The sequence below is a fragment of the Streptomyces sp. NPDC005281 genome, from assembly GCF_040607495.1.
Taxonomy (GTDB): domain Bacteria; phylum Actinomycetota; class Actinomycetes; order Streptomycetales; family Streptomycetaceae; genus Streptomyces.
Genome location: NZ_JBEXGX010000001.1, coordinates 346,683 through 370,130 on the forward strand (window position 1 = coordinate 346,683; position 23,448 = coordinate 370,130).

Below are 23,448 nucleotides of genomic sequence, written 5' to 3' on the forward strand. Positions count from 1 at the left end.
CCGGCGTGACACGACGTCAACTCGTCTGGGGGGGCGTGGCCGGGGTGCTTGGCGCCTCTGCCGTCGGTATCGGCGCCTATGAGGTGTCCGGCGGCGATGCCTTCCCGGAATTCCGTCCGCGCTTCGGCCCGGACGGGTTGATCACCAACGAGTGGGCGTTCCGCAATCCTCGCGGCCCCAGGGCGCACGAAACCTCTGACTGGGTGACCACCAGCGGCTCACTGTTCGCGACCGGCGGCCTCGGCTGGACCGGTCGGCCCGATGCTGGCGAGACCGGCCCCGACTCCGGTGCCATCAACGATTCGGCGGTCTTCCGGCTGGTGAGCCGACGCCGGAACTTCGGCCCGGTCACGGTCTCCTTCAAGGTGCGGTTGCGGCAGCCGATCACTACCGCGCGCACCCCGGAGCAGGACTGGGACGGTGGGCACGTCTGGCTGCGTTATCACAGCCCGCAGGAGTTGTACGCGCTCAGTTTCCGGCGCCGGGACGGCGCGGTGGTCATCAAGCGCAAGGTGCCGTCCCACGACGCCGCTGCCGTGGAGGGCGGGGACTACACGACGATCGCCGAAGGCAGCCATGCCATCAGCTACGGCGACTGGCACCTGGTCGAGGCCCATGCGGTGAACGTGTTCTCCGGGGTTCGGCTGCGCCTGGCCATCGACGGCAAAGAAGTGCTGCACACCGTCGATCGCACACCGGGTCCACTGGCAGCTCCGGGTGGGGTCGGCTTGCGCGTCGACAACAGTGAGCTGTGGTTCGGCGACTTCTGGGCCCGCACAGCCTGAACGGCTCGCTCAGCACACCCGCCGCCGGACCCAGATCTCGAAGTGGCCTTGGCCCGCCGAGGTCCGGGTCCGGACGGTGGTGGTCGGTCGGCCACCTCTCCTGGGGGACCACCCGCTCGGCGGGCGGCAGGTCGGCCGAGTGGTCCAGCGCCCCGCCGCACAGGCGACAGCCGCCCTAGAACGTCAGCACCGCCCTCGCCACCTTCCCCGCGTGCGCGTCCTCGGCCGCCCTCTCGAAGTCCTCGACCGGGTACGTCGCCGTCACCAACTCGTCCAGGAGCAGGCGGCCTTCGCGGTACAGCTCGGCGTACAGGGCGATGTCGCGCTGAGGGCGGGACGAGCCGTAGCGGCAGCCCAGGATGGACTTGTCGAGGTACATCGAGGAGACGAGGAAGGAGGCCTCGGCCGTCGCCGGGGGGACGCCGAGCAGGATCGCCTGGCCGTGCCGGTCGAGCGCGTCGACGGCCTGGCGGATGAGTTCGACGCGTCCGACGCATTCGAAGGCGTGCTGGGCACCGGTGGGCAGGATGTCCTTCACCCCGTCCACCGAGGTCAGGAAGTGCGTCGCGCCGAACTCGCGGGCCACGGCCTCCTTGGCCGGATTGGAGTCGACGGCGACGATCCGCAGCGCGCCCGCGAGCCGGGCCCCCTGGATGACGTTGAGACCGATGCCGCCCGTGCCGATGACCAGGACGGTGTCGCCGCGGTCGACCCGGGCCCGGTTCAGGACCGCTCCGACCCCCGTGAGAACTCCGCAGCCGATCAGCGCGGCCGAGGTCAGCGGGATGTCCTTCGCGATACGGACCGCCTGCACCGCCTTCACCACCGTGCGTTCCGCGAAGGCCGAGTTGGCGGCGAACTGGTGGAGCGGCTCGCCTGCGCGCGTGAACGGCCGCTTCGGCATGCCGATCGCCTTGCGGCACATCGTCGGCCGGCCCCGGTCGCACTCGGCGCAGGTCCCGCAGTTGGCGAGGGTGGAAAGGGCCACATGGTCGCCGGGCCCGACGTGGGTGACACCCGCGCCCACCGCCTCCACCACTCCCGCTCCCTCATGGCCGAGCACCACGGGAACGGGGAACGGAATGGTCCCGTCCACCACGGAGAGATCGCTGTGGCAGAGTCCCGCCGCGGAGATCGCCACCTGGACCTCTCCGGGCCCCGGGTCCCGTATCTCCAGGTCGTCCACGACCTGGGTCCTCTTCCCGTCGAAGATCACGCCTCGCATCGCGCCGGCTCCCCTCTTCCCGGGCCGCCCCGGGCTGTTCCTGGGCTGTTCCTGGGCTGTTCCTGGGCTGTTCCCGGTCCGTACCGGGCTGCTCCTGGCCGTCCCGTCCGTACCGGGCCGTTCTCGCGCCGCACCTGGGTGTCCTGTCTCCGCCCGAGCCGCGCCTTACCGAACTCGCCGCTCCTCAAGCCCTGTTGAAGCCCTCCGAAGGGCCGGCCGCGGCTAGCCCCGGGGCTCCTTCGGCAGGCCGAGCACACGCTCGGCGATGATCGTGCGCTGGATCTCGTCCGAGCCGCCGTAGATCGTGTCGGCCCGGCTGAAGAGGAACAGGTGCTGGGCCGCGTCCAATTCGTAGGGCAGCGCGTCCGACCAGTCCGCCGGACCCACAGCCGCGGCGGCCCCCCTCACCTGGACGGCCAGTTCACCGAGCCGCCGGTGCCAGCCGCCCCACAGCAGCTTCGCCACACTCGGTGCGCCCGAGCCCCCGGGACTCCCCGAACCTCCCAGTGTGCGCAGGGCGTTCCACCGCATCGCGCGCAACTCGGCCCACAGCCGCACGAGTCGTTCGCGGACGACGGGATCCCCGGCCGCTCCCGTCTCGACGGCCGTCCGCAGCACCTGCCCCAACTCCTCTGCGAAGCCGATCTGCTGGGCGAGTGTGGAGACCCCTCGCTCGAAGCCGAGCAGGCTCATGGCGACCCGCCAGCCGTTGCCCTCGCCGCCGACCACATGCCCGGCCCGGGCGACCGCCCCGTCGAAGAAGACCTCGTTGAAGTCGCTGGTGCCGGTCAGCTGCCGGATCGGACGGACTTCGACCCGGCCGGGCTGGTCCATCGGGACGAGGAGGAAGGACAGACCGTGATGGCGGGCGGACCCCGGCTCCGTGCGGGCGAGCACGAAGCACCAGTCCGCCTCGTGGGCGAGCGAGGTCCAGATCTTCTGCCCCGTGATCCGGTACGCCCCCGGGGCACCGGCCCCCGTGTCCCGCACGGCGGCCGTCCGGACGCCGGCCAGGTCCGAACCGGCGCCGGGTTCGCTGTACCCCTGGCACCAGAGCTCTGCGCCCCGGGCGACCGGCGGCAGGAAGCGGCGCTTCTGTTCCGGCGTCCCGTGCGCGATGAGCGTCGGCGCCAGCAGGTTCTCGCCGATGTGCCCGGACCGGGCGGGCGCCTTCGAGCGGGCGTACTCCTCGGCCCACACCACCTGCCGGGTCAGGTCCGCGCGCCGGTTGCCGTACCCGTCCTCCGCCCAGCCGAGCCCGATCCAGCCGCCCCCGCCGAGTTCCCGCTCCCAGTCGCGGCGCGCGGGTGTGCCGGCCAGGTGCTCCTCCAGCCAGGCCCGCGCCTCGAGCCTGAAGAGCTCGTCCTGCGGGCCGAATGCGAAATCCACGCGCTCTCCTCCACCGGTCCCGGGGCGCCGCTAGGCGTTGGGCCGCGTCTTGTCCGCCGCCGCCCGCGCCATCGCCTCCAGCTGTTCCAGCAGCGGCATCGGGTCCACGCCGACGGTCCCGGGCAGGAAGTCGGCGATCCTCTCCGGGGTCCAGGCGCCCTCGGCGTACCCGGCGCGCAGTTCGCGCGGCTGCGCCCATACGGCGATCTTCGGTCCGGCGATCGTGTAGACCTGCCCGGTGATGCGTTCCTGGCGCGCCCGGTCCGACAGCAGGTAGACCACGAGCGCGGCCACGTCCTCCGGTTCGCCGATCTCCTTCAGCTCCATCGGGACGTTCGCCGACATGCGGGTACGGGCGACGGGCGCGACGGCGTTCGCGGTGACCCCGTACTTGTGCAGCCCGAGGGCCGCGCTGCGCACCAGGGAGATGATCCCGCCCTTCGCCGCGCTGTAGTTGGCCTGCGCCACCGACCCCTGGTGGTTGCCGCTGGTGAAGCCGATCAGCGTGCCCGAACCCTGTTTGCGCATCACCGCGGAGGCGGCCCTGAACAGCGTGAACGTGCCCTTGAGATGGGTGGCGACCACCGGGTCCCACTCCTGCTCGGACATGTTGAAGAGCATCCGCTCGCGCAGGATGCCGGCCACGCACACCACACCGTCGATCCGCCCGTACGACGCGAGCGCGGTGTCGACGACCCGCTGCCCGCCCGCCATCGTCGAGATGTCGTCGGCCACCGCGACCGCCTCCCCGCCGGCGGCCTCGATCTCCTTGACGACGGTGTCGGCTATCGAACTCGTGGGCTCGGCGCCCTCGATGGACACCCCGTAGTCGTTGACGACGACGCGCGCGCCTTCGGCCGCCGAGGCGAGGGCGACCGCCCGGCCTATCCCCCGGCCCGCGCCCGTGACGGCGACGACCTTGCCCGCAAGGAAGTTCCCCATGCCCGGCCCCTTCCCGCAGTTTCTGACGGTCCGTTAGATTCAACTCGGATTCTACGACCCGTCAGATACCTGGAGACAAGACCCCGGGGAGGACTCATGCCAGAGTCGGCGCTTCATCCGGAGTTCCACGAGATCGCGAAGCGAGTCAACAACTGGGGGCGCTGGGGGGCCGACGACGAGATCGGCACGCTGAACCTCATCACCGACGAGGTCGTACGGGAGGCGGCCGCGACCGTACGGACCGGGCTGCGCGTACCGCTCGCCCTGCCGCTCCGGCAGGACGGTGTGCAGACCGGGATGATCCCCGGGCGGGTCAATCCGCTGCACACGATGGTGCAGATCAACCAGGAGATCTTCGGCCCCGGCACGGTGGCGTGCAGCGACGACGCCGTGACCATGGGCCTCCAGGCGGCCACCCACTGGGACGCGCTGCCCCACGTCTCGCACTCCGGCAGGCTCTACAACGGGCGCCCCGCCTCCACCGTCACCCCGCACGGCGGCGCCGAGTTCAGCGGGATCGACAAGCCGCGGCACATCGTCTCGCGCGGTGTCCTGCTCGACGTGGCGCGGGCGCGCGGCGAACACCGGCTGGCCGGCGGGCATGCCGTGACTCCCGAAGACCTGGAGTCGGCGGAGGAGTTGGCCGGAACGCACGTACGGGCGGGCGACATCGTGCTCGTACGGACCGGGCAGATCCAGGTGTATCTGGCGGGCGACAAGCACGGATACGGGTATCCGTCGCCCGGCCTGTCGGTGCGCACGCCCGAGTGGTTCCACGCGCGCGATGTCGCGGCGGTCGCCAACGACACCCTGACGTTCGAGATCTTCCCGCCCGAAATCGATGACCTGTGGCTGCCCGTACACGCACTCGATCTGGTCGAAATGGGGATGATGCAGGGCCAGAACTGGAATCTCGAAGAGTTGTCCACAGCCTGTGGACAAGAAAGCCGCTACACCTTCCTGCTGTCGGCGATGCCGGAGCCCTTCGTCGGCGGCACCGGCACACCGGTGGCACCCGTGGCGATTCTCTGACGGCCCGTCCGCACCGAGGCGACCTCAGGACCCGCGCCTTCGAGAACGACCTCCGGGGCCTGCCCCGCCGAGGGCGGTCTCTGGGGCCCGCGCCTTCGAGGGCGGTCTCTGGGGCCCACGTCTTCAAGGGCCGGCTGGCGGCGCGCCTCCCCCACTCTCGACTGCGCCCGGCCGGAAGGTCCCCACCTCACCCCGGGCACGGCACCGCGCGCCGCCATCCGCCTCCGGCGTACCCGCCCTGCCTCCCCCGGCCTTGAGGGAGCCGACGCCGAATCGCGACCCACACTCGCCGAGGGCTCCCGTCACCGGAACCCCCGCCGTCCCCTCGCGGTGAATCGCTGAACACAAGCGTGATCAAACGGACACGCCACGTCAACACCCGATCGGGGATTTACGGCGTTCCATCCTATTTGAGACAGCGCGTACGGAAGCACGACCCGGCGCATTCGGCCACGACCGCGGCCGTGTACAGCGGTTTCGTGCATACATGCACAAAACGCGGGATGGACGCGAGAGGGACGGGATCACCTCGGCGACCCCCGGCCGTCCCGCGCGGCAGCGCGGCAGGCACGGGAGTCGGCCGGACCCGGCTTCAGACAGCCTCGTACGCGAAGCCGCCGTAGGCGCCGTACGGGGAGTCCTGCGCGGCACCCGAGGCGCAGCGGTCCACCTCGCACCAGATGCGTTTGCCGGCGCCCTCGGGGTTCCAGCCCCAGCGGTCCGCGAGGCCGTCGACCAGTTCCAGGCCGCGGCCGTTGGTCTCGTCACCGTCCGCGTGCCGGGGCATCGGCGGCCGGGCGCTGGAGTCGGCCACTTCGAGACGCACGGTCGCGGCCCCGGCGCCGCCGGGCAGGCACAGGCGCAGCACGGCCGGACACCCGGTGTGCACCACGGCGTTGGTGACAAGTTCGGAGACGAGCAGGATCAGCGTCTCGGCGAGTGGTTCATCGGCGTCTATCCCGGACCCCGCGAGCCTCGAACGGGCCCAGCGCCGGGCTCGCCCCACCTCTGCGGGGTCGGGCCGGATCTCCAGCTGCACTTGAAGCACCTGCACCGCTCACACCATCCGAACCGGCGGACACATCGCCTCGCGCCTCACAAGGGCCACGATCGTAGCCATTTTCTGCATGGCCAGAACAAGGATCACGGAACGTGATTCCCTTGCGAGACAGCATGGTTGACGTACAGTCACCCCAACAAGCGCTTCGGGCATATTCCAGCGCGAAGGAGTACGCGTGCGGCATACTGTGCGACGCTCGCCACGGGGAGTCGAACAGGCAGGTGCGGGGGTCCGCCCTGCCGTACGAGCGGCGCGCATCGCCGGGTCCGGCGCGGCCTCGGGGGCAACACCGGGATGGCTCAGCCTCAGAACCACTCGCATCCCACACAAGGTACCGGAGCCCGGCGCCGACTCCAGGCCGTGACAAGTCACGCCTAGGACACAACCCGGTCTCAACGCTCCGTGATCCCGTTCTGCCACGATCCGCGACATCCGTCCGCGTTCCTCCCGCGACGCCCCAGCCCAGCGGCCCTCTACGCCGTCCCGGCCACCAGATCGTCCGCCAGCTCTTCCTCGCTCTGTGTAGCGCCACCGGCGCGGTGCGTGCGGATCCACGCCCTCTTCAGGTGCAGATGGACGTCGGACTCCCAGGTGAAGCCCATGCCGCCGTGCACCTGGAGACAGTCGCGGGCGCCGCGCACGGCGGCCTCGTCGGCCAGCAGGCGGGCCGCCGCGATGTCCACCGGGTCGGCGGTGACCGAGGCGGCGTAGACGGCCGCCCGGGCCACCTCGACCCGCACGAGCATGCCCGCGCACAGATGCTGCACCGCCTGGAAGGCGCCGACCGGCCGCCCGAACTGCTCGCGCGTCCGGGCGTGTTGCACCGCCGTCTCACAGGTCCGGGCGGCGCTGCCGAGCTGTTCGGCGGCCGTGAGCAGCGACGCGACAAGCCGATCCGGTGCCCCGGCCGCCCGGGGTTCGCCACCGACGGCCGTCCGGCCGACGGTCACGGGCAGCCGGTGCGAGGGGGCCGGCCGGCGAGAAGGGGGCAACCGGTCCGAGGAGAGCAGCCGGTGCAAGGGGGTCGGCCGGTCCGCGGAGGGCAGCCTGCCGGAGGGGGCCAACCGGTCCGGGGGCAGCAGTCGGTGCGATAGGGCAGACCGGTCCGACCGGTCCGAGGAGAGCAGCCGGTCCGAGGGGGCCGGCCGGTCCGGGAGGGGCAAGCGGTGCAAGGGGGTCAGCGGGTCCATCGGGGCCAGGGGTTCGGCGCCGGTGGCGTCGCCCCGTACGACGTCGGCCTCGTCCAGCCATTCCACGAGCCCCGCGCCCGCGAGGCCCCCGTCGGCGGACGTCACGACCACCTCCCCGGTGGCCGCGCCGGGCACGGCTCCCGCGGCGAGATGGGTGGCGATCAGCGGACCGGGCAGCAGGACCCGCCCCGCCTCCTCGAAGGCCAGCACGGCCTCCGGGAGGCCCTGTCCGACACCGCCATCGGCCTCGGGCAGGCACAGCGCGAAGAACCCCGCCGCGCCCAGCTCGCGCCACAACTCCCGGTCGAGAACACCCCCGCCCGCCTTCTCTCCCGTCGCACCCCTGCCGTCCGCCTCCGCCTTCCCCGGCGTCGCGCCCTTCCCGTCCGCCCGGTCCACGGCCGCGCGCAGCGCCTCCCGCCCGAAGCGGCCCTCCAGCAGTGCGCGTATGCCCTGCCGCAGGGCCCGTTGGTCGTCCGTGAGCCGGAAGTCCACTGTCGAGCTCATCTCCCCTTGGGAAGGCCGAGGATCCGCTCGGCCACGATGTTCCGCTGGATCTGCGAGGTGCCGGCCGCGATGGTGTACGACAGGGACGACAGCCGGTCCCGGGTCCACTCCTGGTCCCCGTCCAGGGCGTCGGGTCCGAGAACCTCCGCGGCGGCGTCGTACAGCTCCTGACGGGCGTGCGAATAACGCAGCTTGAAGACCGAACCGCCCACGCCCGGCACGCCCCCGGTCCCCTGCGCCTCGCTCACGTTCCACTGGGTGAGCCGCCACAGCGCGCGGAACTCGGCGTTCAGCCTGCCGAGACGCCGGCGCAGCACGGCGTCGTCCCAGCGGCCGTTCCTCCGCGCCTCACGCGCGACCTCGGACAGCACGCGCCGGCAGGCGACCACCTCGCCGACGAAGGCGGTGCCGCGTTCGTAGGAGAGCGTCACCATGGTCACGCGCCAGCCGTCGTTCTCGGCGCCGACCCGGTTGGCGACCGGGACGCGCACCTCGTCGAGGAAGACCTCCGCGAACTCGGTGGAGCCCGCGAGCGTCCGCAGCGGGCGGACGGTGATCCCGGGCGCGTCCATGGGCATGGCAAGCCAGGTGATGCCCTTGTGCTTGCGCGCGGCCGGGTCCGTCCGCACCAGCAGTTCGCACCAGTCGGCGACCTCGGCGTGGGAGGTCCAGATCTTGGACCCGCTCACCACGTAGTCGTCGCCGTCGCGCCACGCGCGCGTGCGCAGCGCCGCGAGGTCCGAACCGGCGTCCGGTTCGGAGAAGCCCTGGCACCAGACCTCCTCGCCGCGCAGCACGGGCGGCAGCCAGCGCGCCCGCTGCCCGGCGCTCCCCTCGGAGGCGATGGTCGGCCCGGCGTGCAGCAGCCCGACGAAGTTGGCCCCTACGTAGGGGGCGCCCGCCTTCTCGGTCTCCTCCAGGTAGATGAGGTGCTGGGTCGGGGTGGCACCCCGGCCGCCGGCGTCGACGGGCCAGTGCAGGCCCGCGTACCCGGCGTCGTACAGCATCCGCTGCCAGCCGAGGTCGTACGCCCGTCGCGCGGGCCAGTCGTGCGGGGAGGGTTTCGGCGGCAGCTTCGGCAGGACCTCGGCGAGCCAGGTCCGCAGCCGCGCCCGGAAGTCCTCCTCCTCGGGCGTGTACGTCAGGTCCACTACAGGTCCAGGTCGAGCATGCGGATCGCGTTGCCCCGCATCAGCTTGTGGACCGTCTCGTCGTCGAGGCCCTTCACATGGTCGAGGGCGACCTCCTTGGTGTGCGGGAAGGTCGAGTCGACGTGCGGGTAGTCGGTCTCGAAGGTGGCGTTGTCGCGGCCGACCACGTCCAGGGACGCCACGCCGTGCTTGTCGCGGAAGAAGCAGCAGAAGATCTGCCGGTAGTAGTACGTCGACGGGGGCTCCGGGATCAGGTCCCTGACCCCGCCCCAGGCGCGGTGCTCGGACCAGACGTCGTCGGCGCGCTCCAGGGCGTACGGGATCCAGCCCATCTGGCCTTCGGAGTAGGCGAGTTTGAGGCGCGGGAACTTCACCAGGACGCCGCTGAACAGGAAGTCCATCATCGAGGCCATCGCGTTGTTGAAGGACAGCGAGGCCTGGACGGCGGGCGGTGCGTCGGGGGACGCGGCGGGCATCTGGGAGGACGAGCCGATGTGCATGTTCACGACGGTCCCGGTCTCCTGGCAGACCGCGAAGAACGGGTCCCAGTAGCCGGAGTGGATCGACGGCAGCCCGAGGTGGGTGGGGATCTCGGAGAAGGTGACGGCCTTCACTCCCCGGGCGGCGTTGCGGCGGATCTCCGCGACCGCCAGGCCGATGTCCCACAGGGGTATCAGGCACAGCGGGATCAGCCGGCCGCCGCTGTCGCCGCACCACTCCTCGACCATCCAGTCGTTGTACGCCCGCACACAGGCCAGGGCCACCTCCTTGTCGTGCGCCTCGGCGAAGGTCTGGCCGCAGAAGCGCGGGAAGGTGGGGAAGCAGAGGCTGGCCTCGACGTGGTTGAGGTCCATGTCCTTGAGCCGCTCGGCGGGGTCCCAGCAGCCGGGCCGCATCTCGGCGCGGGTGATGCCCTCCAGCGTCATCTCGTCGCGGTCGAAGCCGACGGCGGCGATGTTGCGCTTGTACGGGAACTTGAGGTCCTCGTAGATCCACCAGTCGGTCGGCGGGCCGTCCGGGTCCATGGCGATCTGGTACTTGCCCGCCACGTAGGCGAGTTCGCCGATCCCGGCGGTCAGCGGCTGCGGTCCCCGGTCGTGGTACTTCCGCGGCAGCCAGGTCTCGAAGAGGTGCGCGGGCTCGATCACATGGTCGTCGACGCTGATGATGCGGGGCAGTTCGGTCATGGTCCCCTCCGCCTGGCGTACGTTTCTGATGGTCCGTCAGATCCATCTGCACAAGCAGGCTAGCCCCGCACCTATGGACCGACAAGGCGCCGAGCCCTACGCTCTGCGCACGATCTGACTGCCCGTCAGCTCTGTGCATCGAAGCGAACGACCACAGGGGGCCGAAGTGAACGACGCCGCACACGCCCTGAGTTCCGCGCGCACACTGTGGGAGCTGGTCGACCGCCGGGCCGGCCTCACCCCCGACCGGCCCGTCCTGCTCCAGGGCGACCGCTCCCTGACCTTCGGCGAGTTGCGGGACCGCGCGGAGCGGGTGGCGGCGGGCCTCCACGACAGGGGCGTACGACCCGGCACGGTGGTCGCCTGGCAGCTGCCCACCCGCATCGAGACGGCCCTGCTGTCCTTCGCGCTGGCCCGCCTCGGCGCCGTGCAGTCGCCGGTGATCCCCTTCTACCGCGACCGCGAAGTCGGCTTCGCCCTGCGGGAGTCGAAGGCGGAGTACTTCGCCGTGCCGGGCGAGTGGCGCGGCTTCGACCACACCGCGATGGCGCACCGGCTCGGCGCGAAGAACGTCTTCGAGGCGTACGACGCCCTGCCCGACGGCGATCCGGCAGTCCTGCCCGCCCCGCCCTGCGACGGCACCTCGGTCCGCTGGATCTACTGGACCTCGGGCACCACCTCCGACCCCAAGGGCGTGCTGCACAACGACCGTTCACTGATCGCGGGCGGTTCCTGCCTCGCCCACGCGCTGCGCCTGTCCGAGGACGACGTGGGCTCGATGGCCTTCCCGTACGCGCACATCGCCGGGCCCGACTACACGGTGATGCTGCTGCTGTACGGCTTCCCCGCCGTGATGTTGGAGAACTTCGCGCTGCCCGCCGCCCTGGAGGAGTACCGCCGGCACGGCGTGACGGTGGCGGGCGGGTCGACCGCGTTCTACTCGATGTTCCTGGCCGAACAGCGCAAACGGCCCGGGGAGCCGGTCATTCCCACGCTGCGGCTGCTGGCGGGCGGCGGAGCCCCCAAGCCGCCCGAGGTCTATCACTCGGTCGTCCGGGAGATGGGCGTGCAGCTCACCCACGGATACGGGATGACCGAGGTCCCGATGATCACGATGGGCGCGCCGGACGACACCGCCGAGAACCTGGCCACCACGGAGGGCAGGCCCCCCGCGGGCATGGAGATACGGATCGTGGACGCGGCGGGCGCCCTCCGGCCGTGCGGCGCCGACGGTGACGTACGGCTCAGGGGGGAGGCCGTGTGCCAGGGATATCTGGACCCGGCACAGACCGCGGAGGCGTTCGACGGGGACGGGTTCCTGATCACCGGGGACGTCGGGCATCTGACCGGAAGCGGTCACCTCGTCCTGACCGGCCGGGTGAAGGACATCATCATCCGCAAGGGCGAGAACATCTCCGCGAAGGAGATCGAGGACCTGCTGCACCGGCACCCGGCGGTGGGCGACACCGCCGTGATCGGACTGCCCGACGCCGAGCGCGGGGAGCGCGTCTGCGTGGTGGTGGAACAGCCGCCGGGGGCGCCGGAGCTGACGCTGGCCGCGCTGACGTCGTATCTGCGCGGGGAAGGGCTGTCCGTGCACAAGCTGCCGGAGCAACTGGAGGTCGTGGACGCCCTTCCGCGCAACGAGGCACTGCGGAAGGTGCTCAAGTACCGGCTCAGGGAGCGCTTCTCGGGGTGAGGGCCCGACCGGCTCACCGGGTGAGGAGCTCGTCCGGGGTTTCGGAGTGCGGACCTCGCCCGGTTCTCGGGGTGGGGAGCTCGTCCGGGGTTTCGGAGTGCGGACCTCGCCCGGCTCACCGGGTGATGACCTCGTCCCTGCTTTCGGGGTGAGGTCCCGTCCAGCGGCCCGCTCCGGCCACTCCTGCTACTCCTGCTACTCCTGCTACTCCTGCACCGTGAAGTAGCGGGCGAACCCGCTCACGATCTCCGTCTCGCCGATCCGTCCGTCGGCGTCCGTGTCGAGGGCTCCGGCCACCGTGGCGGCGACGGCCTCGCCCACTCCGAGCGCCCGCAGGACGCGGGAGGTCTCCTCGACCGTGGCCGCGCCGTCCCCGTCGGTGTCCGCCACCGCGATGGCCGCGTGCAGGAAGGGGCGGGCGATCTCGGCGAACCGCTCGGGGTTGTCGCGCAGCCGCTTCACGGCGCCGCTCACGAACTCCTCGCGCGTGATCCGCTGGTCGCCGTCCCGGTCCGCTATCCCGGCCATGCCCTGCCAGAACGCCTCGGCCCCGATGTAGAGGGCCTGGCCCTTGTCGCACCGGGCCGTGGTGCCGAACTCGGCGAGCACGGCCTTGGTCGCGGCGCTGAAGTCCTCCCGGTCGATGTAACCGTTGCCGTCCTGGTCGAAGCCGGCGAACCGGGCGGCGATCCTGCGCTCGTACTCGGAACTGACCATGGTGTGTTCGGACCGCCTCACTACTCAGCCGGCCTCGGCCGGACTGCGGTTCATCTGGGACGGAGCGTACGTCGCCAGAACCGTCCGGGGTGCCGGAAAGCGACGGTTGTACCAAGACCGCAAGAATTCCGGGACAACGGCGTGCCGGTGTGCGTGCCGGTGTGCCACGCGGTGATCAAGGCGTGTCCGTACGGGGCCACGAGTGGCGAAAGGGCCCCGTTCCGGGGCAGGCCCGGTTCCGGGGCGGGCTCGGCCGCCTGAAGGGCGGGGGGAGCGGGCCGGGGAGGGTGGGAGGGGCCGTGATCGGGCGGCCGTCAGGCCGACAGCGGGCGGGACTCCTCGTCCGTCGCCGCGTCGACGCCGGGGTAGACGTCGAAGAGCCGGCGCACCCCGAGGGCCCCGAGGACCCGGTTGACGTGGGAGCCGTCGGCCGCTCCCTGCGCGGGCAGTATCAGCCGCAGACGCCCCTGGCACGAGCGCATCAGACGACGGGCGGCGATCAGCACGCCGACACCGCTGGAGTCGCAGAACACGACCGCGGACAGGTCCAGGACGATGCTGTGCCGCCCCGCGGCCACCACGTCGTGGACGCTCTGGCGCAGCGCGGGCGACGTGACGAGGTCGAGTTCGCCCGACACCCGCAGCACGGCCCACTCGTCCTCGTGCCGGTGCGGGGCGCCCGAACCGCCCGTACTCCCTCTTTCCGTGCCGTCCGCGCCGCTCTCGCCGTCGGTCACGTCGGTCACGTGGGTCACCTTGAGCGTCACCGCCACGCCTCTCGCTCGCCTCGCCCAGCAGAAACGGAAGCACTCCGTACGCTTCCTTCCAGCGCGGCTGCCCCGCCGTAGTTCCATGAAACACGGATCCCGCCAAGAAGAAACGGCTATCTACGGTCGAAAAAGCTTCACGAAGGTTCTCTTTCAGTCGCGTACAGCCAGTAGCGGTCGGATCCGGGGGCGTAAGCGGCGGGCTTCTACCATCTACGGCTCGCCCAGGGGCGCACATTGACGCAAAGGGGCGTGCGCTGTCGGACGTGCCGACTACATTCAAGACAGCGGTTGCGCTCAGGCTGGACAACAGCGGCGCATGGCTGGACAGAAACAGGGGACACGGCCGGCACACCGGCCGGACGCATGGACGGGCGCCGGGCACGACCAGGTGAGGGGGCCGTATGGCGACGCAGGACGCACCGCCCCGCTGGGACCGCAAGATGCAGCAGCGGCTCTCGCGCGGGGAGGCGGCCGCGCTCGGCGAGCTCTACGACCGGTTCGCCTCGCTCGTGCACGGTCTCGCCCATCGCGTGCTCGGGGACGAGCGGGCCGCCGACGGCATCACCCGCGAGGTCTTCACCCACGTCTGGGAGAACCCCGACGCGTACGACCCCAAGCAGGGCCCGCTGCGCTCCTGGGTCGCCACGCTGACCCACCGGCTGGCCGTCCAGCGCCTGCGCGCCACCGAGACCGCCGCACTCGCCCAGGGCGGGGACGGCACCACCGAGGAACTGGAGCGCAAGGTGCGCAGCGCGTCCGTCGCCGCCCGCGCGGACTACATCGTCACGTCCATGCCCACCCCGCTGCGGACCGCGCTGGAACTGGCGTATTTCCAACGCCGTGACTACCGCCAGGCGGCCGCCGATCTCGGCGTCACCGAGGACGAGGCCCGCCGCCGGCTCCGCCTCGGGCTTCAGCTGCTGTCCACCGCGCACGACGCCGGGCCCGCCGGCGTGCCACCGGACCACGGGGGTGCGCGGTGAGCGAGGAATCCAGCCCCTTCGAGCCGTTCGACGGCGAGGAGGGGCGCGAGGCCGGCCACGAGGGCGCGCACAGGGACATGGACGAGAGCAAGGACGAGGACGGGCACAGCGGTATGCGTGAGGACGGGCACGAGGACGCGGGCGGCGCCGGACCGCGGCCGGACGGGCTGCCGCGCATACCGCCGCCGCGCGCCTCCGTGGAGGACACCGGGCTGCCCCTGCCCGGACCGGCGCCACTGGTCCTCGAACACCGGGTCCTGAAGTCGCTGCTGGGCGCATGGGCGCTGGCCGCCTGCTCGGCCGACGAGACGGGCGCCGTCGAGGAACACCTCGGGCACTGCGGTTCGTGCGCGGAGGAGGCGCTGCGGCTGCGCGAGGCGGTCGGACTGCTGCACCCGGCGGAGAGCCTCGACCTGGACCCGACGCTGCGCACCCGCGTCCTGACGAGTTGCCTGGACCGGCGCCCGCCGCGCATCCCGGTCCCCGAGTGGGCCGCCGCGTACGACGCGGAGACCGCCCGTCTCGACGCCCTGCTCCAGGACATCGGCGGCTCCGAATGGCACGCGCCCGTGCGGCTGCGCTGGTTCGAGGACGACAGGCCCGTGAGCCGCCGTACGACGGTCGCCGGAGTCATCGCCCATCTGCTGAGCGTCGACGGTCTGGTCGCCGTCGCGCTGGGCCTGGACGACCCGCTCGGCGGGAGCGGCGCGCAGGGTCCGACACCGCAGGACCGCACCGAGACGTACTGGCGCTCCACGCGCGTCCCGCACACCCGGTCCGTGCGCGGACCCTGGCGGGAACAGAGCCACGACATCGTGCGGACGGTGTCGTTCGTGGAGGAGGGCGCCCCGGCGGCGGGCGCGGCCGCGGGCGGGGAGACCTCCGGGCGGCTCACCGTGGCGTACGGCGGATTCGACCTGCCGCTGAGCGACTCGATGGTGGACCGGGCCTTCGAATGCTGGGTGCACGCTGGGGACATCGCCGACGCGGTGGACTACCCGTACGAGCCCCCGGCTCCCCGGCACCTGCACCGGATGATCGACCTGGCCGCGCGGATGCTGCCCGTCTCGCTCGCCGAGCGGCGCCGGGCCGGACTGTCCGCGCGGTCGTCCCGGCACCTCGTCACGGCGGGCGCACCGGGGCGCAGTCTGCGCCTGGAGATCGAGGGCTCCGGGGGCGGCGAGTGGCTCATCCCGCTCGACTCGCCGGGCGCCGTGGGCTCCGCCGATCACGAGGTGGCCCATGTCGCGCTGGACGGGGTGGAGTTCTGCCGCCTGGCCGCGGGCCATGTGTCCCCGGAGGAGGCGGCCGCCGGACAGGACGGCGACCGCGAGGTCATCAGGGACGTGCTGTTCGCGGCCGCGTCGCTGAGCAGGATGTAAGCGGGCGGCCGGGCGGCCGAACGGCAAGGCTGTCAGGCGGCCGGGCGGTTTGGCGGTCAGGCGGTCAGGCGAAGACGACCGTCCGGCGGCCGTTCAGCAGGATGCGGCGCTCCGCGTGCCACTTCACCGCGCGGGCCAGCGCCTGGCACTCCACGTCACGGCCGATGGCGACCAGCTGGTCGGGGGTGACGTCGTGGCCGACCCGCTCGACCTCCTGCTCGATGATCGGGCCCTCGTCGAGGTCGGCGGTGACGTAGTGCGCCGTGGCGCCGATGAGCTTGACCCCGCGGGCGTGCGCCTGGTGGTAGGGCTTGGCGCCCTTGAAGCTCGGCAGGAAGGAGTGATGGATGTTGATGATGCGTCCGCTGAGCTGCTTGCACAGGTCGTCGGAGAGGACCTGCATGTAGCGGGCGAGGACGACCAGCTCGACGCCCTTCTCCCGCACCAGCTCCAGGAGCTGGGCCTCGGCCTCGGCCTTCGTGTCCTTCGTCACCGCGATGTGGTGGAAGGGCACGTCGTACGACCCCACCAGTTCCGCGAAGTCCGTGTGGTTGGAGACCACCGCGGCGAAGTCGACGGGCAGCGCGCCGATCCGCGCGCGGAAGAGCAGGTCGTTCAGACAGTGGCCGAACTTGCTGACCATGAGGACGACCCGCATCCGGTCCTCGGCCCGGTGGATCTGCCATTCCATGTGGAAGGCGTCGCCGATCGCTGTGAAACTCGCACGCAGTTTCTCCACAGTCACCGGCGATTCAGCCGAGAAGTGGACGCGCATGAAGAACAGTCCCGTGTCGTGGTCGCCGAACTGCTGACTGTCCTCGATGTTGCAGCCGGTCATGAACAAGTAGCTCGACACGGCGTGCACGATGCCCTGCTTGTCGGGGCAGGACAGCGTCAGGACGTACTGCTCGGCGGCGGGCGCGGTCCCGCGGACGGACGGCTCATTCATGCGGGACAGGGTTTCACACCGGGCGCCCGCGCAGGAGTGCCGTCCCGCCACGCGGACGCCGCCCAGGACACCTCACGACCGCCGGACCTGGAGGCCGGCAGCGGCACGACGGCGGTACGGCAGCGGCACGGCAGCAGTAGGACGGCTGTACGGCAGCGGTACGACGGCTACGCGGACCGCGTCAGGATGCGCAGGACCTCGAGGGTGCGCGGAGGCGCGTCCGGGTCCTCTCCGTCGCTCGTGGCCAGCCGTACGTGCGCGGCGCGCGCGGCCTGGAGGGCGTCCGGCCACGCCTGGTGGTCGAGATAGGCGGCGACCTGCGCGTCGGGTCCGACCTGGTGCATGATCCGCAGGACCCGCAGGACGGCACTGTCCACGAGGGCGGCCTCCTGGGAGTCCCGGAAGATCGTGCCGACGTATTTCTCGGCCGACCAGTTGTCCAGCCAGGTGTCCTCGACCAGGCGGTACACGGCGTCCGTGACGTCGCCGTACCCGTCGACGCCGGCGAGCCAGACGTCTCTCTGGAACACGGGGTCGGAAAGCATGTGCAGCGCGGAACGCACATTGCTGCGCCAGCGCCACCAGGGCATGTCGTTCAGTGGCATGCCGCCCATGGTGGATGAGCGACGGCCGCGGCGGGAAGAGTTCTCCGAGTCTTGCACGGTCATCGATCGTACGTTCTCTGTGAAAAACAGTTCATCGACCCCTGCAATTCACCTCTGTGTCACCCAGTGTCGACCAAGGGTCACACAAGGGTTCTCGGTGTGGGGGAATCGTGCATGCCCATGACCGGTAGGCGACGTACCCGCACCACCTCCCCCACTCCGCCCCGGCCCCGCAAGGCCAAGCTGCTGTACGCGAGCGCGTTAATCGCATGCGCGTCGGTCGCCGTCGGATGCGGGGTCATCCCTGGTGCCACGGGGGGCTCCGGGGATGGCCCCGTCAAGGTGATGACCTGGGCCCCCGAGAAGACCAACGCGACGAACAAGCCCGGCATGCCGGCCATGGCCAAGGCCTACGCGCGCTGGGTCAACGCCCACGGTGGCATCAACGGCCGGCAGCTGGAGGTCCTCACCTGCAACGACCACAACGACTCGGTCGCCGCCGCGCACTGCGCCGAGCGGGCCGCCGACGAGAAGGTCGTCGCGGTCGTGGGTTCCTACAGCCAGCACAGCCGCGCGTTCCTCGCCCCGCTGGAAAGCGCGGGCATCCCCTACATCGGCGGCTTCGGCATAACGGACGACGAGTTCACCAGCCCCGTCTCCTACCCCGTCAACGGCGGTCAGGGCGTCCTGCTGGCGGGCCTCGGCGAGCAGCTCGGCAAGAACTGCGGCCCGGTCTCGCTCATACGCCCCGACACCATCGCCGGTGACGAGCTGCCGGTGCTGCTCGACGCCGGTCTGAAGGCGCTGGGGCACCCGCAGGCCGCGGACCAGCGGGCCGCCGAGGACGCCACCGAGTACTCCCGGCCGACTCAGCTGGCGCTCCAGCACGCGACCTCCGTGCCGGGCCGGCAGGGCTGTGTGGTCCCCGCGCTCGGTGACCGCACGAACACCTTCATGGACTCCTTCCGGCGCGACAGCGCGGACTACCGGAAGGTGCACACCGGAACGGTCATCGGCAGCATCGACCAGTCGCAGATCGACGCCACCGGCGGCAAGTCGGGCCCCTACGAGGGTTCGTACGTCACCGGCTGGTACCCGACCGCGAACGACTCGCGCTGGTACCCGATGCGCGCGGTGATCAAGGAGCAGGCCTTCGGCGACAACCGGATCGACCCCGCCGACGCCGGGGTGCAGACCACCTGGATCGCCTACACCGTGCTGAGGAAGGTCATCGAGTCCCTCGGCGCGGGAGAGGTCTCGCCCCTCACCATCCGGCGCGAGCTCGACGACGGCCTGAAGGTGAACACGGGCGGGCTCACGCCCACCCTCAGCTGGCGCTTCGACGCGCAGACCGCGGCCGCGGACTTCCCCCGCCTCGTCAACGCCGACGTCACCTTCCAGGTCATCCGCGACGGTCAGCTGACCTCTCAGCGAGGCGGGTTCGTCGACATGGCCAAGACCCTGGCCAACGCGGACTAGCCGAGCGTCCCGGAACCGGCCGGCGGGCCGGTTCAGGGACGGAGCCCACGACGAAGCCCGGCCCCCTCGCCGTTCAGCGAGGGGGCCGGGCTTTCGTTCGGGGTCACAACTGGGTGCGGGTCCGCTGCGTCAGGCCGTACTTGGACGCGATGGAGTTCCACAGCCCGGCGGCCTTCTCCTTCTCGGCGGAGGCCGTACCGCTGGCCGAGTCGCCGGCCTGGGTCTGCGGTGTGGTGCGGGCGTGGCCCTTGCGGCAGCCCTTCTTCCCGTTGTTGACCTGGTCGGCCCAGGCCGCGTAGTGGTTGTCGGCCGCCGCGGAGGCCTTCCAGCCGTTGGTGAGGGCGGTCGACAGCGCGTCGTGGTTCGGCAGCTTGTCGACGGCGAGGGAGGCGAGCCGGGTGACGAGTTCGCCGCGCTGCTTGGCGGCGTCCCGCAGATCGCCGGCCGCCTGGCCCAGGTTGTCGCAGGCCTTCACGTTCGCCACGGCGTTGATCACCGAGCCACGGCTGTTGGAGCTGTCCGCAAGGAGCTTGTCCAGTTCCACGGCCTGCGCCTTCACCGGGTCGGCCGCCGCCGACGAGCCCTGTGTGGCGGGCGCGGTCGCGGCCACCGTCTTGCCGGTGTCGTTCTTGGCGCCGTCGCCGCTGCCGCCGCCGCTGAGCAGGGCGCCCGCGCCGACGCCGAGCACGATGATGCCGATGCCGACAGCGGCGATCAGCGGGACGCGCGAGCGGCCGCGGCCACCGCCCGCCCCTCCGTCACCGTCGGACGGACCGCCGCGGCGCCCGGCGGCCCGGCCGCCGGGCCCGCCCGGCACGGGCTGGGCGCCGTACATGTCACCGTGCGGGGCCTGCGGGGCGCCCGCGTCGATACGGGGCAGCATCTGCGTCGATCCGGCCACCTCCGGCTCGCTGCGGAAGAGGCTGTCGAACTCGGCCGGGGGCTGCCGCTCCTCCGGCGCGCCCGAGGGCATCCCGTAGGCCCCCGACGGCTGCGCGGGCACGGGCGGGATGTACTGCGTGGCGTCGGCGTCCGAACCGCCGTGAGCCGGCCGGCCCGGGTACCGCGGGACGCCGGAACCGATTTCCGGCGGCAGGGCGCCCGGCCCGACCGGCGGTATGAACTGGGTGGCGCCCTCGTCCGGCGCGGCGGCGACCGGCGGTATGAACTGCGTCGCCCCCTCGTCGGCACCCGGGGCGGCCGGTATGTACGGGATGTACTGGGTGGCGCCGTCCTCGCCGCCGGTCGGCAACGACGCGCCCTGCTGGCCCGGGGACCCGTAGGCGCCGTAGCCGTCGTATCCGGCGGCCGCGTGCGAGCCGTGCGCCCCCGGCGCATAGCCGTTCTGGGCGCCGTATGCCGAGGACGGAGCGCTCTCCGGCGGCAGCGGTACGGAGCCGGTACCCGGCTGTCCGAAGCCCTGCGCCTGCTGTGCGCCGTGCGCGTCCTGCGCCGGCCAGCCCTGGGATCCTGAGGGTGCGGAGGCACCCCATGACTGGGTGGCGTTCACCGGCGCACCCCAGCCGTCACCGGACTGCGGAGCCTGGGCGGCCGACTGGCCGGGGCCCCACTGCCCGCCCCAGGCCGGACCACCGACCGGGGCCGCACCGTCACCCGTCGTGCCCGGCAGCAGCGGCTCGCTGCCGTCGGAGGGCAGCACGATGCCTTCGCGCGCGGGCCGCGCCGAGGGCTCCTCGCCCTGTCCACTCTGCGTCACCGGGACTCCTACGAATGGGGGACCTTCGGAATCATCGGCTCACGCTACCGGGTCCCCGCAACCCGTTGCTACGCAGCACCTGGAGTCACCGCCGCGCCTTGTGACACGGGTAACGAAACCGCCCCCGAATGCGCTGTATCTCACTCCCTTTCCGCACGGCACCCTGGTTTTCCCGGCGTTCACGCCCCCACGGGTCATATGTTCACCGAACGGGGCCGGAAGCCGCGGAAGCGGGCGGAAGCGAAATGATCACACCCCGCGCCGACGGCCCCGGTCCTCCTGCCCGGCCGCCACTCCGGAGCCCCCGCCCCCGGTGCCGCTCACGCCGCGGCCTGAAGCTCCATGCGTGCCCCGAACTCCCGCACCACGGCCTCGTTCTGGAACGGCTGGAGGCGCTGTTGCAGGTCCTCCAGGTACTCGGCGCCCCGGTTGGAGCGGAGCGTGCCGAGGAGTTCGACGGCGCGCAGGCCGGTGTGACAGGCCTGCTCCACCTCGCGCTGCTGGACCTGTGCCGTGGCCAGCAGGACATAGCCGATGGCCCGGCGGCGGGCGCGGGACTCGGGATGGCCCGCCAGGGACTCCTCGGCGCACCGCGCGGCGGCCTCGGCCTGACCCAGGTCCCGGTGACAGTGGGCCAGTTCGTCGGCGAGATAGGCCTCGTCGAAGTGCGCGATCCACGTCGGGTCGTCCCCGGAGGCCGGGTCCGCGTTCTCCAGGGCCGTGACGGCCCGCCCGGACGCCACCTGCGCGGCGCGCGCGTCGCCCATCAGCGCGTGCCCGCGCGCCTCGGCGGCGTGGAACATCGACTCCGCCCTCGGTGTCACCCGCCCGCGCGCCCCCTCCTGGGCCGCGCGCGCCAACTGGGCGATCTCGCGCGGGTTGCCGAGCTGGGCGGCCAGGTGGCTCATGGACGCGGCGAGGACGTAGCCGCCGTAGCCGCGGTCGCCGGCCGCCTGAGCGAGCCGCAGCGCCTGGATGTAGTAGCGCTGGGCCAGCCCGGGCTGGCCGGTGTCGATGGCCATGTAGCCGGCGAGTTCCGTCAGCCGGGACACGGCCGCGAACAGTTCGCGTCCCACCGCCTCCCGGTAGGAGCCGGCGAGCAGGCCGGAGACCACGCTGTTCAGGTAGTGCACGACGACCGGGCGCACATGCCCGCTGCCGTACTGGTGGTCCAGGTCGACGAGGGCCTGGGTCATCGCGCGGACCGCCGCCACGTCCGAGAGCCCGACGCGCGGGCCGGCCGAGCGGGCCACCTGGGAGTCGGGCGACGAGATGAGCCAGTCACGGCTCGGCTCGACGAGCGCGGAGGCGGCGACGGACGACCCGGACAGGAAGTCCCGCCGTCCCACGTCGCTGCGCCACAGCTCGCAGACCTGCTCGATGGCGCCCAGTATCGTCGGCGAGAACTGGAGGCCGACACCGGACGCCAGGTTCTTGCCGTTGGCCATGCCGATCTCGTCGATCGTGACCGTCCTGCCGAGCTTGCGGCCGAGCGCCTCGGCGATGATCGCCGGAGCCCGCCCCCGGGGCTGCTGACCGCGCAGCCAGCGCGCGACGGACGTCTTGTCGTAGCGCAGGTCGAGCCCGTGCTCCGCTCCGCACATGTTGACCCGGCGGGCCAGCCCGGCGTTCGAGCAGCCCGCTTCCTGGATGAGTGCCTGTAGCCGTTCGTTCGGCTGCCTGGCGATCAGAGGCCTTGCGGCCATGGCGTACCCCCTGTGGCTGCGGTGCCTGCCCACGCACCGAGTTGACGTGTCCTCACAGGCCGAGCACCGAAGGAGGCCGGCCAGGAAGATCAATGCCCCGCAGACATACCGAAGATGCGAGACATGTGAGGATTGCCGGGGTAAGGGCGGTCGCCCGACCCCACCCCTGGTTACCCGCTACCGGCTGCCGTTCCCCCCGCGCGCCCCCACACGTGCATCCATGCGCCCCAGGCGGGGAATCGATGCTCCTCCCCCGCGCGCGTGTCCCCGTAACCCGGGGTGGACGCGGGAGTTGAGATCCACGTGGAAGAGACCATCGCAGGCACCGAGTCCGCACAGATCCCCCAGCAGCGTGGCGAATCGCTGCGGGAAGCCGCCGTGCGCTATGCCGAGGAACGCCACTGGGACGTGTTCCCCGGCACCTGGCTGGAAGCGGCCGGCGGGGTGCAGCTCTGCTCCTGCGGCGAACGCGCCTGTGCCGTGCCCGGCGCGCATCCGGCGCGCGAGGACTGGCCGGGCCAGGCCACCGGAAGCGCGAGCGTCGCGCGGCGGCTCTGGTCGGTACAGCCGTCCGCGTCGATCCTGCTGCCCACGGGGCGTACGTTCGACGCGATCGACGTGCCCGAGACGGCCGGGTTCCTGGCACTCGCCCGTATGCAGCGGATGCGGCTCGCCCTCGGGCCTGTGACGTGCACCCCCGACCGGCGCATGCAGTTCTTCGTGCTGCCCGGAGCGGCGGCGAAGATCCCCGACCTCGTAGGGGCGCTGGGCTGGCCGCCCGCCTCGCTCGACCTCACGACGCTGGGCGAAGGCGCCTATGTGGCCGCGCCGCCCACCCGGGTCGGATCCCGCGGTGCCGTGCAGTGGGCCTGCCGGCCGACTCCCGCGAACCGCTGGCTGCCGGACGCGGAGGAGCTGATCTCCCCGCTGGCCTACGCGTGCGGACGGGACAGGTAGGGACCGGCAGGAACGG

At 71.8% G+C, this 23,448-nt stretch carries 20 protein-coding genes; 7 read left to right on the plus strand and 13 right to left on the minus strand.

The window, feature by feature from the left end:
• Positions 1–5 precede the first annotated feature (5 nt).
• Positions 6–785: a hypothetical protein gene (locus ABZV42_RS01485; protein ID WP_356050623.1), complete on the plus strand. Its 780-nt coding sequence runs from the start codon at positions 6–8 to the stop codon at positions 783–785.
• 175 nt (positions 786–960) lie between these two features.
• On the opposite strand, the gene ABZV42_RS01490 is transcribed toward ABZV42_RS01485, so the two are convergent.
• The 3 genes from ABZV42_RS01490 to ABZV42_RS01500 form a co-directional block, all read right to left on the minus strand.
• The gene (locus ABZV42_RS01490) at positions 961–2,010 is read right to left on the minus strand and encodes a Zn-dependent alcohol dehydrogenase (protein WP_355977738.1); all 1,050 of its coding nucleotides are present in this window, start codon (positions 2,008–2,010) and stop codon (positions 961–963) included.
• A gap of 222 nt (positions 2,011–2,232) precedes the next feature.
• On the minus strand, positions 2,233–3,399 hold the full coding sequence (locus ABZV42_RS01495) for an acyl-CoA dehydrogenase family protein (protein ID WP_355977736.1): 1,167 nt from the start codon (positions 3,397–3,399) through the stop codon (positions 2,233–2,235).
• A gap of 30 nt (positions 3,400–3,429) precedes the next feature.
• On the minus strand, positions 3,430–4,341 hold the full coding sequence (locus ABZV42_RS01500) for an SDR family oxidoreductase (protein WP_355977734.1): 912 nt from the start codon (positions 4,339–4,341) through the stop codon (positions 3,430–3,432).
• A gap of 96 nt (positions 4,342–4,437) precedes the next feature.
• On the opposite strand from ABZV42_RS01500, the gene ABZV42_RS01505 reads away from it, so the two are divergent.
• Entirely contained in the window at positions 4,438–5,373 is a 936-nt protein-coding gene (locus ABZV42_RS01505) for a cyclase family protein (RefSeq protein ID WP_356050624.1), read from the plus strand.
• 592 nt (positions 5,374–5,965) lie between these two features.
• On the opposite strand, the gene ABZV42_RS01510 is transcribed toward ABZV42_RS01505, so the two are convergent.
• The 4 genes from ABZV42_RS01510 to ABZV42_RS01525 form a co-directional block, all read right to left on the minus strand.
• Entirely contained in the window at positions 5,966–6,427 is a 462-nt protein-coding gene (locus tag ABZV42_RS01510; RefSeq protein WP_356050625.1) for an ATP-binding protein, read from the minus strand.
• A gap of 479 nt (positions 6,428–6,906) precedes the next feature.
• Positions 6,907–8,130: an acyl-CoA dehydrogenase gene (locus ABZV42_RS01515; RefSeq protein WP_356050626.1), complete on the minus strand. Its 1,224-nt coding sequence runs from the start codon at positions 8,128–8,130 to the stop codon at positions 6,907–6,909.
• A complete protein-coding gene (locus ABZV42_RS01520; protein ID WP_355977724.1) occupies positions 8,127–9,281 on the minus strand; it encodes an acyl-CoA dehydrogenase family protein in 1,155 nt (384 codons plus the stop codon). The genes ABZV42_RS01515 and ABZV42_RS01520 overlap by 4 nt, the downstream gene beginning before the upstream one ends.
• Positions 9,281–10,468 carry an amidohydrolase family protein gene (locus ABZV42_RS01525; RefSeq protein WP_355977721.1) on the minus strand — a complete coding sequence of 396 codons (1,188 nt, stop codon included), beginning with the start codon at positions 10,466–10,468 and terminating at the stop codon, positions 9,281–9,283. The genes ABZV42_RS01520 and ABZV42_RS01525 overlap by 1 nt, the downstream gene beginning before the upstream one ends.
• Positions 10,469–10,634: 166 nt before the next feature.
• On the opposite strand from ABZV42_RS01525, the gene ABZV42_RS01530 reads away from it, so the two are divergent.
• Entirely contained in the window at positions 10,635–12,167 is a 1,533-nt protein-coding gene (locus tag ABZV42_RS01530; protein ID WP_355977718.1) for an AMP-binding protein, read from the plus strand.
• A gap of 204 nt (positions 12,168–12,371) precedes the next feature.
• Here the strand turns inward: ABZV42_RS01530 and ABZV42_RS01535 are convergent, their stop codons facing one another.
• Complete coding sequence (locus ABZV42_RS01535; protein ID WP_355977716.1) at positions 12,372–12,884, minus strand: EF-hand domain-containing protein; 513 nt, start codon at positions 12,882–12,884, stop codon at positions 12,372–12,374.
• Between the two features lie 314 nt (positions 12,885–13,198).
• Complete coding sequence (locus ABZV42_RS01540) at positions 13,199–13,531, minus strand: STAS domain-containing protein (RefSeq protein ID WP_356050703.1); 333 nt, start codon at positions 13,529–13,531, stop codon at positions 13,199–13,201.
• Positions 13,532–14,055: 524 nt separating this feature from the next.
• Here ABZV42_RS01540 and ABZV42_RS01545 point away from each other — a divergent pair.
• Both ABZV42_RS01545 and ABZV42_RS01550 read left to right on the plus strand, forming a co-directional pair.
• Complete coding sequence (locus tag ABZV42_RS01545; RefSeq protein WP_355977714.1) at positions 14,056–14,637, plus strand: sigma-70 family RNA polymerase sigma factor; 582 nt, start codon at positions 14,056–14,058, stop codon at positions 14,635–14,637.
• 113 nt (positions 14,638–14,750) lie between these two features.
• On the plus strand, positions 14,751–16,019 hold the full coding sequence (locus ABZV42_RS01550; protein WP_355977912.1) for a maleylpyruvate isomerase N-terminal domain-containing protein: 1,269 nt from the start codon (positions 14,751–14,753) through the stop codon (positions 16,017–16,019).
• A 64-nt stretch (positions 16,020–16,083) separates the two neighbouring features.
• Here the strand turns inward: ABZV42_RS01550 and purU are convergent, their stop codons facing one another.
• Both purU and ABZV42_RS01560 read right to left on the minus strand, forming a co-directional pair.
• A complete protein-coding gene (gene purU / locus ABZV42_RS01555; RefSeq protein WP_356050627.1) occupies positions 16,084–16,968 on the minus strand; it encodes a formyltetrahydrofolate deformylase in 885 nt (294 codons plus the stop codon).
• A 167-nt stretch (positions 16,969–17,135) separates the two neighbouring features.
• A complete protein-coding gene (locus ABZV42_RS01560; protein ID WP_355977708.1) occupies positions 17,136–17,636 on the minus strand; it encodes a hypothetical protein in 501 nt (166 codons plus the stop codon).
• A gap of 117 nt (positions 17,637–17,753) precedes the next feature.
• Here ABZV42_RS01560 and ABZV42_RS01565 point away from each other — a divergent pair, with 117 nt between their 5' ends.
• Positions 17,754–19,052, plus strand: a complete 1,299-nt coding sequence (locus tag ABZV42_RS01565) for an ABC transporter substrate-binding protein (RefSeq protein WP_355977707.1) — start codon at positions 17,754–17,756, stop codon at positions 19,050–19,052.
• A 103-nt stretch (positions 19,053–19,155) separates the two neighbouring features.
• Here the strand turns inward: ABZV42_RS01565 and ABZV42_RS01570 are convergent, their stop codons facing one another.
• Complete coding sequence (locus tag ABZV42_RS01570; RefSeq protein ID WP_355977705.1) at positions 19,156–20,769, minus strand: hypothetical protein; 1,614 nt, start codon at positions 20,767–20,769, stop codon at positions 19,156–19,158.
• 320 nt (positions 20,770–21,089) lie between these two features.
• Positions 21,090–22,475 (minus strand): transcriptional regulator, encoded by a 1,386-nt coding sequence (locus ABZV42_RS01575; RefSeq protein ID WP_355977703.1) that lies wholly within the window; start codon positions 22,473–22,475, stop codon positions 21,090–21,092.
• A gap of 303 nt (positions 22,476–22,778) precedes the next feature.
• On the opposite strand from ABZV42_RS01575, the gene ABZV42_RS01580 reads away from it, so the two are divergent.
• On the plus strand, positions 22,779–23,432 hold the full coding sequence (locus tag ABZV42_RS01580) for a bifunctional DNA primase/polymerase (protein WP_355977701.1): 654 nt from the start codon (positions 22,779–22,781) through the stop codon (positions 23,430–23,432).
• The last annotated feature ends 16 nt before the right edge of the window (positions 23,433–23,448 follow it).